General features: G+C 66.6%; 8 protein-coding genes. 3 read left to right on the forward strand and 5 right to left on the reverse strand.

Annotation, left to right across the window (positions count from 1 at the left end):
• Window positions 1-293: 293 nt before the first annotated feature.
• Both Q3A80_RS20925 and Q3A80_RS20930 read left to right on the forward strand, forming a co-directional pair.
• A complete protein-coding gene (locus tag Q3A80_RS20925) occupies window positions 294-1118 on the forward strand; it encodes an IclR family transcriptional regulator (protein ID WP_446330789.1) in 825 nt (274 codons plus the stop codon).
• A gap of 244 nt (window positions 1119-1362) precedes the next feature.
• The gene (locus tag Q3A80_RS20930) at window positions 1363-1914 is read left to right on the forward strand and encodes a hypothetical protein (RefSeq protein WP_446330790.1); all 552 of its coding nucleotides are present in this window, start codon (window positions 1363-1365) and stop codon (window positions 1912-1914) included.
• Between the two features lie 660 nt (window positions 1915-2574).
• Here Q3A80_RS20930 and Q3A80_RS20935 read toward each other — a convergent pair.
• From Q3A80_RS20935 to Q3A80_RS20955, 5 genes are all read right to left on the reverse strand, one after another.
• A complete protein-coding gene (locus Q3A80_RS20935; protein WP_446330791.1) occupies window positions 2575-4932 on the reverse strand; it encodes a bifunctional acetate--CoA ligase family protein/GNAT family N-acetyltransferase in 2358 nt (785 codons plus the stop codon).
• A 571-nt stretch (window positions 4933-5503) separates the two neighbouring features.
• Window positions 5504-5800 carry an H-NS histone family protein gene (locus Q3A80_RS20940; RefSeq protein ID WP_446330792.1) on the reverse strand — a complete coding sequence of 99 codons (297 nt, stop codon included), beginning with the start codon at window positions 5798-5800 and terminating at the stop codon, window positions 5504-5506.
• Between the two features lie 103 nt (window positions 5801-5903).
• Window positions 5904-6188, reverse strand: a complete 285-nt coding sequence (locus Q3A80_RS20945) for a hypothetical protein (RefSeq protein WP_446330793.1) — start codon at window positions 6186-6188, stop codon at window positions 5904-5906.
• A gap of 61 nt (window positions 6189-6249) precedes the next feature.
• The gene (locus Q3A80_RS20950; RefSeq protein ID WP_446330794.1) at window positions 6250-6789 is read right to left on the reverse strand and encodes a BON domain-containing protein; all 540 of its coding nucleotides are present in this window, start codon (window positions 6787-6789) and stop codon (window positions 6250-6252) included.
• A gap of 66 nt (window positions 6790-6855) precedes the next feature.
• Window positions 6856-8343 (reverse strand): sigma-54 interaction domain-containing protein, encoded by a 1488-nt coding sequence (locus tag Q3A80_RS20955; protein ID WP_446330795.1) that lies wholly within the window; start codon window positions 8341-8343, stop codon window positions 6856-6858.
• 326 nt (window positions 8344-8669) lie between these two features.
• Between Q3A80_RS20955 and Q3A80_RS20960 the strand changes: the two genes are divergently transcribed.
• Window positions 8670-10037, forward strand: a 1368-nt coding sequence (locus tag Q3A80_RS20960; protein WP_446330796.1) for a GntP family permease, incomplete at its 3' end; no start/stop codon positions are given.

Below are 10037 nucleotides of genomic sequence, written 5' to 3' on the forward strand. Positions count from 1 at the left end.
CGTTGCGGCGCAGCATCGGGATGCCCGCGACGAATTGCGCGGCACCGAAATCGCATCAGTCGTCGACTGCGGGACACGAATAGGCAATATTCGTTGCGACCCTGTCATCGAAAACGACACCTGATCCGTTCTTGCTCGGTAACGATCGGTAAAAAGACGCTGCATTGCACACTGAAAGTTTGTTGTTAAGCTCGCGCGGATGGCGTTCGCATCGGATGCGGGCGCCACGAACCAGCGTGCAAAAAGGCCAGCGTGCGTCGCCGCCGATCGGCAATTCCCCGGACCTCATACCCATGATGCAATCGACCAATACTCCGTTTCCCGGCAGCGACGCACGGGAATCGATGGGCGCAGCCGACCGCTATCGCGCGCCCGCGCTCGACAAGGGTCTCGACATCCTCGAACTCCTGTCGGAACAGAAGGAAGGACTGACCCGCACCGAAATCACGAAGGAGCTCGGCCGTAATGCGAGCGAGATCTACCGGATGCTCGAACGGCTGGTCGCGCGCCGCTACGTGATGCGCTCGAGCGGCGGCGACCGCTACACGCTGAGCCTGAAACTGTTCGCGCTCGCGCACCGGCATCCGCCGATGAACCGCCTGATCGCCGAAGCGCTGCCGCTGATGCAGCGCTTCGCCGATGCCGCCGAACAGTCGTGCCATCTGAGCGTCTACGATCGCGGCAACCTGCTCGTGATCGCGCAGGTCGACGGCCCCGGCCCGTGGGGCGTGTCGGTGCGGCTCGGCGCGCGCGTCGGCCTTGCCGATACCGCGTCGGGCCGCGTGATGCTGTCGTTCCAGAGTGCCGAGCAGCGTGCGCACATGCTGGCCGAGCATCGCAAGGTCAAGGGCGAAACGCCGCTGAACGAGCAGGAACTCGCATACGCGTGCCAGTCGATCCGCCAGTCCGGCTACGTGCGCCAGGACAGCCGTCAGGCATATGGCGTCACCGACCTGAGCGCGCCGATCCTCGGCCCGGCCGGCCACGCGATCGCGGTGCTGACCTGCCCGTACATGCGCCGGATCGACGCGCACATGGCGCCGTCGATCGACGTCGTCGTCGCCGGGCTGCGCGACACGGCAGGCCAGTTGTCGATGTGCCGCGCGGAGACTTGCTGAACGCGAACCGGCGCACTGTAGCGGTGCGTCGCTCGCGCGGACGCGGCCTTTCACGAATCTCCCGGTCGGCGAGACCGGGGCCGACGCTGCGGCAGCGGGATGCGAGTCACCACGATATCGCGCATGCTCGCCCCGATCTTCGACGGATCGTTCCCGGATGCGCGAGCGCCAGCCTCCGGCGCTACGCTAGAATAGCGGCCCTCTCAAAAACTACGGCGGCCAGCTGTCGCAGCCGCCGTATCCGATGGATGTCATGGCCAAACTTCTGAACGATCAAGAATTCCAGCGTTTCTCCGAACTTCAGCAGAAGCAGGCAAGCTTCACGATCACGCCCGAGGAAGCGGACGAGCTGCGCGACATCGTCGCGCGCGCGCAGAAGAAGCGCGACGATCGTGCCGCGGCGATGCGCGCGATCGAGAACTACATCGAGCAGTTCGACATCACGCCCGACGAACTCTTCTCGCCCGAGCAGATCGGCGATGCCGCACGCACGTACGGCCTGATCACGGCCACCAAGAAGGAACGCACGCTGCCGCCGTCGATCACGTTCAACGGCAAGCCGTACCAATGGACCAAGACGCTTCCGGACGACGTGCGCAGCGCGCTGTTCGAAGCGTTTACGTCCGGCGAGTCGGTCAAGCGCTTCATCGCGATGCCGAAAGACACCGCACGTTGCGCGCTGACAATCGCGCGACTCGAGCGTGAGACCGGCGGCGTTTATGCGGATGCGCACCTCGAGGAACTCGCGATTTCACGCGACCAGGTGAACGACGCGGCGTCGAAACTCGCGGCGTAAAACCGGAGCCGGGCACGGTTCATGCGTGCCCGTATTGGCGCGGACGCCGGCAAACGCGCGCGCCGCGCGCCGTGGAGCACTGCGTCCGGAGGCTCCCGAAAAGTCTCACCGAATGCTCCTGCAAGCACTCACCGGTACATCCCGGAAAGGCTCACCTGACGCTCCCGGATGCGCTCACCGAAGCCTCCCGAATCTTCTCACCCGCGCCTCCCGCAGACGCTCACCGAGCCTTCCCGGAAAGGCTCACCGGGGGCCTCCTGCAAGGGCTCACCTGCGGTTCCCGCGAAGGCTCACCGGCCGCTCCCGTATCGGCTCACCCGCGCACTCCCGGAAAGGCTCACTTACTGCTCCCGAAAAACCTCACCTTTGCGTCGTTTCGCATGCTGCGGGTGCCGAATGTGCGGATCCGCGTCGCGGAATATTCGGGCGGTTCTGCCGACACGGGAAACTATTCGCCCATGCGATCCGCTTGTCGCGGACGCCACGTAGCGCCTATTTGTCGTTCCTCGCCGGCCACTGCGCATTGTGGCGCTGCGAGTGTTCGTCTCGTGCGATTTTATTTGGATGCCGAAGCGTCGCGAGCCCGCGTTGTCTACATTGCATATGGTGTATCGACCGTGCGCACTATCGCCGCACGCGGGAACGTCCGCGGAAACGCGACTACGGTTGCAACTTCATCCTGAACCCCACCACACCGGGCTCCTCGGTCGTCGACACCGCGAAACCGCACGACTTCGCCAGCGAGATCATCGCCGTGTTCTCGCGCAACGCCTCGCCGACCATCCATGCGGTGCCGCGCGAGCGCGCATATTCGATGATGCGGGTCATCATCAGGCGGCCGAGCCCCTTGCCCTTCTGATCGGGCCGCACAGCGATCGCGAACTCCGCCACCTCGTTGTCGGGATCCGCAACCGCGCGCGCCACCGCGAGCGTGTGGGCGCGGCCCGACACGTCGGTAAACGACACGATGAACGCCATCTCGCGGTCGTAGTCGATCTGCGTCATGCGCGCCACTTGCGAATGATCGAAGCTGCGTACCGCACCGAAGAAACGCATCCGCAGATCGTCCGGCGTCATCGCACCGAGCAGCTCGTTGTGCGCCTCCTCGTCTTCCGGACGGATCGGGCGGATCGTGACGGTCTCGCCGCGCCATTCGAGCGTCTGCTCGAGATGACGCGGATACGGCATGATCGCGAGCCGGCTGCGCCCCGCCGCCAGCGTGATGCGCGGCGCGACGACGTATGCGCGGTCGGGCAGCACGCGCAACGTGAGCGACATCGCGACGACTTCGCGCACGTCGCATACGACTTGCGACAACGCCGTCAGCACATCGAGCGTGGGTTCCACGGGCGCGCGACGCGCGTACGGCGAACGCGCCATCACCGCGCGGGCGAGCACCGTGTTCAGCGGCGGCAGCCCGTAGACGACGAACGGCGCCGATACGCCGTCCGCCGGCGGCACGAGATAGCGGAACACCGGACCGAAGTTCGAATCGTCGTACATGCCGACCGTGACGTCGACGACCCGGGCGGCCGCCGACGCGTCGGCCGGCTCGCCGTGGAGGCCGAAGTGAGCGAGCCAGCGCAACGCCGCTTCGCCGGCCAGTTCGTGCTCGCCGGCGTCGACCATGCGGCGCGCCTCCGCCTGGGCGGACCCGACACACTCGGCCGGCTGCAGCGGCGTGCCTTCGGGCGTCTGCATCAGCAACTGCCGGCCGAGGTTGTAGTCGACGAGCCGTGCGTATGCGCGCGCGAGCCGCTGCGGTGTCGTATGAACCGGAATGCCGTTCGCATGCAGTGCGTCGCGCGTGGCCGCGTCGACCGCGCCGAAGAAACACGCGAGGATGCCGCGATACGCGTACTGCCTCGATTCGATCAGCGTGCGCGCGACGGCATCGGCCGGCGCGCTGTGGGACGTCGAATGCACGACGAACAGCGTGCCCGTTTGCGGGAACGGCGCGAGCGCCTGGATGGCGGCGCCGAAATGCTCGGGACGCGCGTCGTCGCCGAGCGTCAGCGGATTGCGCGGCTCGGCGAGATGGGGCAGCGCGGCCGCTACCGCCGAGGTTGCCGCGGCCGGCCAGTCGGCCAGCACGTCGCGCACTTCCGCGACCGCATCGACCGCCAGTTTCGCGACACCGGCGTCGCTCGTCACGAGCGTCGCCGCACCGCGGGCGGCGACGCGCCCGACGCCGAGCGTCTCGATCTCGTCGAGCAAATCGTCGAGCGCATCGACCCGCACCATCCCCGCGCGCTGGAATGCCGCGGTGTAAAGCGCGTCGCCGGGATCCGCCCGCCCGGTGCGCAGCGCGAGAACCGGCTTGTTCCGGGCCGCGGCACGCGCCGCCGACATGAACTTGCGCGCCGCACATACGGTGTCGAGTTCGAGCAGGATCGCGCGCGTACCGGGATCGCTGGCGAGGTAGTCGAGCACGTCGCCCGCGTCGACGTCGGCCTCGCTGCCGAGCGCGACGACATGCGAAAAGCCGAGGCCGCGCGCATCGGCCCAACCCAGAACCGCGTTCGTCAGCGCGTTCGATTGCGACACCCACGCGACTCCGCCCGATCGTGCCGTATAGGCCGGCGCGCCGAAGTGCGCGCGCCGCGCGGGCGACAGCACGCCAAGACTGCCGGGCCCGACGATACGGAGCACGAACGGCTTCGCGGCCTTGAGCGTGCGGTCGAGCGCCGCGCGATCGGCGTCGGTGCGCGCGTCGCCGACGATCACGGCGACGCGCGTGCCGAGCTCGCCGAGCTTGCGCACGATGCCGGCCCACGTCGCGGGCGGCGTGCAGATCACTGCGACCGACGGTGGCGCCGGAAGCCGGTCAACGTCCGTCACGACCGCGTGCCCGTTCAGCTCGCGATACTTCGGGTTGACGGGCCACACCGGCCCTTCGAACGCGCCATCGAGCACGCGCGCCCATACCATCGCCCCGATACTTCCGGCGCGCGACGACGCGCCGACGACCGCAACGGACTTGGGCTGGAACAACGCATCGAGATGGCGAACGGTCACATCGGCTCCCTGCGGTAACGAAAGACGACCCGCCCCGCACACGGGCCGGTTAGCCCTGCGCCGGGCGACGCGAACTCCAAGCATAGGCGAACCGGATGCGGCTGCCTATATGCCGAACGGCCGACTGTGCGACGCGCATCAACGCCCGCAACATGGGCCCGTCACGGACGCCTTCGCACATTGCAACAGGCGAACGCGACCCGACGCGGCGATCGGGCCGTCCGTTCAAAGGTGAGCATTTACAGGAGCCATGGTGAGCACTTTCGGGAATTGCCCGGCACACGGGCGCAATGCGCGAAAGGTGATGGCAGCGAGCAATTCGCCAGCACCGCGAAAATCGCGAATGCCGATACACGTATCGCGCGTAATAGCCGGGCTGTTTACCGCAATTCGCCGCAATATCCGGTCGAATCGCGGCGAATTCGCAAAACGGCATCCGCTAATCGCGGGCCATTGCCGTTCGATTCACGATTCGGCATCGCGCCGCGGCTGCCCAAAAACAAAACGGTGCGACGGCCGCAGGGCCGTTCGCACCGTCATTCAGCGCACGAAAGGTGAGGATGTTCGGGAGTCAGTCCTTGATCAGGAAACGCGCGCGATTCTTGCCGAGCCACGCCGGCGCACGCCCGCGGCCACTCCACGTTTCGCCCGTCTTCGGGTTGCGGTACTTCGGCGGCAACGGGCGTTTCGGTTTGGCGGCAGCGGCCTTGCCGGCCGGAAGGAAACCGAGTTCTTCGGCCGTAATGTCGAATTCCTCGATTTTCGCCCGAATGGCGGCAATCGCATCGGCAATCGCCTTTTCGCGTTCCTTGTCGATCTTTTGCTGAAGTCTTTCGAGCTGCGCTGTCAGTTGCCTGTAGGTCGCCATATGGATGGGACTCCGTGAGTGTTATTCATGAAAAATAGCCGACTCCCAGCGAATAGAAAAGCGCTTCACCCGATTATGGTCTCCTCATCCGGTCATGTCGGGATCAATAACCGCTTTTCTTCTTGCATGCGAAGAGAAGATTTCGCACGGCGTCATCGGTCGATTGCTGGAGGACTTCGAATTCCCCGTTGCAGATGGCTCGAGCGTTGTCCGTGCAATTGCTCCAGTCGCTACCGGTGCACTGCACCTGCGTAGTCGGGCGCCCGTCCGACGTGAACAGCGGAGCCCCGCCACCGCACCCGCCGAGCCCTGCAACGAGAGCCAACAATCCGGCCCGACGCCAATGCGTTCGAGGCCACCGACAGACCGACGCAAGCATGTGTTTCATTGTTCTTTCCGTCAACCGATTTTTTAATGTCGCGAGTATGCCATGCGCTGTCGTGCCGCGTTCACTCGGACGGGCGGTCGGGTGTGCGCTCCGGCCGTCCGCGCGTCTTGTACGGCAACGAGCGACGCGGATCGTCGGTGATGCGAACGAACACCTGCTCGACGTCCGGAAGCGCGCCGAGTTCGCGCGCCAGCGCCTGCCGGTCGAACGCCGGATCGGCGCACCCTTCGACGTAAATGAAGCGCCGCTGCACGGTGATCCACAGGCTCGTCCCCTGCAGACGATCGGTGCCCGCGAAATGCGCTTTCGCGTCTGCGGCGATCGGCGCGTCATACATATAGGAATTCGGCTTCGTGCAGCGATGGGCGAGCCAGCAGGTGGTCCCGCGCTCGACGCGGTAATGCGCATCGTCTTCCATCTCGGCGCGCGTCATCCACGGGCCGAGCGGCAACGGGCATTCGGCAAAGTCCTGCGACAGCGCAACGAACGGATCGTTGTACCAGTTGCGCCGCACCGCGGGCGCGTCCGCGTCGCCGGACTGCGCGAACGAGGACGTCGCCACCAGTACGGCCAGCCATCCGGCGATGCCGAGTCGCTTCATCGTTGTCTCCTGTCGGGCACGTCACCGATGATGCCCATCGCGTCCGGCCTGGCCCGTTGCGCCCCGCTAGCGGGCGATACCGAGCGCCGTCATTTTCTTGTACAGCGTCGCCCGGCCGATGCCGATGCGCGCGGCCGCTTCGACCACCTTCCCGTCGCAGGCCGCCAGTGCGTCGACCAGGAACTGGCGCTCCCACGCGGCCAATGCATCGGCATACGAAACGACCGGTGTGTCCGGCGCATCGTGCATGCCGCCCGTGTCGCGGCCACCCGGCAACGGAGCAGCGCGCGTGCCCGGCGGCACGCCGTCCGACGCCACGCGCACCGGGCCGAGAAACGGCGCGAGTGCATCCGCGTCGATCACCGCGCGATCCGACAGCATCAGCGCGCGCTCGAGCGTGTTGCGCAGTTCGCGCACATTGCCCGGCCACGGGTACGCGCACAGCATCCGCAGCGCATCGTCGGTCAGCTCGCAATGCGCAGCGCGGCCGTGCTGCGCCGCGAGCTCCTCGAGCGTCGCGTAGACGAGCGCCGCGATGTCGGACGCACGCTCGCGCAGCGGCGGTGCGTGAATCGTCAGCACATTGAGCCGGTAGTAGAGATCCGCGCGGAAGCGGCCGGCCTCCACCAGCGCGGGCAGGTCGGCCGACGTCGCGGCGATGATGCGCACGTCCGCGCGCACGATCCGGTTCGAGCCGACCGGTTCGAACTCCTTGTCCTGCAGCACGCGCAACAGCTTGCCCTGCAGCGGCAGCGGCATGTCGCCGATCTCGTCGAGAAACAGCGTGCCGCGATCGGCCAGCTCGAACTTGCCGACGCGCCCCTTGCGATCGGCCCCGGTATACGCGCCGGGCGCCGCGCCGAAGAATTCCGTTTCGAGCAGCGTGTCGGGAATCGCTGCGACGTTCACGGTCACGAGCGGCTGCAGTGCGCGCGCCGATGCCGCGTGGATCGCATGCGCGAGCAGTTCCTTGCCGGTGCCCGTCTCGCCGAGCAGCAGCACCGGCGAATCGACGTGCGCGGCGCGCCGCGCCTGACGCTTCGTTTCGAGGCTCGCGGCGCTCGTGCCGACGAAGCTCGCGAACGTGTATTTCGCGCGGCGCGCCTGCGCGAGCGAACGCTGCGTCGCGATCAGCTGCTGCTGAAGCTGCGCGTAACGGGAAAAGATCGGCGTGAGCGTCTTCAACTGGTCGAACAGCGCGAAGCCGATCGCGCCGACGGTCTCGCCCGCCTCGTTCTTCAGCGGCAGGCGCGTGACGACGAGCGGCTCGCGGCCCGTCTCCATGATGTCGAGCAGGATCGGCTGTCCGGTCGACACGACCTCGCGCATCAGGCTGTTCGGAATCACCGCCTCGCAGTCGAGCCCGACCGCCTGCTGCGGATCCGCGAATCCGAAGCGCGCCGCATAACGCTCGTTCATCCACACGACGCGCGCGTCGCGGTCGACGACCACCGTGCCCGCACTCGAATCCTCGAACGTGCGAAACAGCGACTCGGCCGCGCGCCGCAGCACGTCGCCGTAATTGACGGGCAGGCGGGCCCAGTCGTTCATCATCGTGTCGTCGTCTCCGCGTATGCTTGGCCGGATGTCTCCGGAACGAGACGAAGTATCTCACTTCGGAGACATGCCGGAACGCCTTGTCCGGGAAAGTCCTGCCCGGTCCGACGGGCTGTGTTCACGGCCGATTCGTCTCCGGATGGAGACGATTTATGTAGAATCGTCAGACATTGGCCGGCGCGGGCCCGCCGACCTGCGCCGGATCCACGTCCGGCGGCGCAATCCGGCCGATGGCACGAAACCTGCACGAACCTGAGCCGGTCCGCGGCGCGCTCCGCGATCGAACAACAACCAAAGCCATTCCAAGCCTTTAGGAGACTCCCTTGTCTTTCGTGATCGTCCTCGCCGCGCTGGCGTTCCTGATGTTTGCCGCGTATCGCGGCTACAGCGTGATCCTGTTCGCGCCGATCGCCGCGCTCGGCGCCGTCCTGCTGACCGAACCCGCTGCCGTCGCGCCGGTCTTCTCCGGCATCTTCATGGAGAAGATGGTCGGCTTCGTCAAACTCTATTTCCCGGTGTTCATGCTCGGCGCCGTGTTCGGCAAGGTGATCGAACTGTCCGGGTTCTCCGAGTCGATCGTCCATGCGGCCATCCGCTATATCGGCCGCTCGCGCGCGAATGCGGTGATCGTCGCGGTGTGCGCGCTGCTCACCTATGGCGGCGTGTCGCTGTTCGTCGTGGTGTTCGCCGTCTATCCGTTCGCGGCCGAGCTCTATCGCCAGAGCAACATTCCGAAACGGCTGATGCCCGGCGCGATCGCGCTCGGCGCGTTCTCGTTCACGATGGACTCGCTGCCCGGCACGCCGCAGATCCAGAACATCATCCCGACCACGTTCTTCAAGACGACCGCATGGGCCGCGCCCGCGCTCGGCACGATCGGTTCGCTGTTCATCATCGTCGTCGGTCTCTCGTATCTGGAATGGCGCCGCCGTTCGGCGATGGCGAAGGGCGAAGGCTACGGCACGTCGCTCGTCAACGAACCGGAACGCGTCGAAGCGAAGTCGCTGCCGAATCCCGCGCTGGCGATCCTGCCGCTGATTCTCGTCGGCGTGTCGAACTTCGCGTTCACGAAGCTGATCCCGCAGTGGTACGGCGCCGCGTCGTACACGGTCGCGCCGGAAGTGCTGCCGGGCGTGCACGCGCCCGTCACGACGTCGATCAAGACGGTCGTCGCGATCTGGTCGGTCGAAGCCGCGCTGCTGCTCGGCATCCTGCTGGTCATCCTGACCGCGTTCAAGCGCGTCAGCGGACGCTTCGCGGCCGGCTCGAAGGCCGCCGTCGCCGGCGCGCTGCTCGCCGCGATGAATACCGCGTCGGAATACGGCTTCGGCGGCGTGATCGCCGCGCTGCCGGGCTTCCTCGTCGTCAGCGATGCGCTGAAGAGCATTCCGAACCCGCTCGTGAACGCGGCGGTGTCAGTCAGCTCGCTCGCCGGCATCACCGGTTCGGCGTCGGGCGGCATGAGCATCGCGCTCGCCGCGATGTCGGACCTGTTCATCAAGGGTGCGCAGGCGGCCAACATTCCGCTGGAAGTGCTGCACCGGGTCGTCGCAATGGCCAGCGGCGGCATGGACACGCTGCCGCACAACGGCGCGGTCATCACGCTGCTCGCGGTCACGGGCCTCACGCACCGCGAGTCGTATCGCGACATCTTCGCGGTCACCGTGATCAAGACGCTCGCCGTGTTCTTC

It is taken from the genome of Burkholderia sp. SR8, assembly GCF_052851275.1.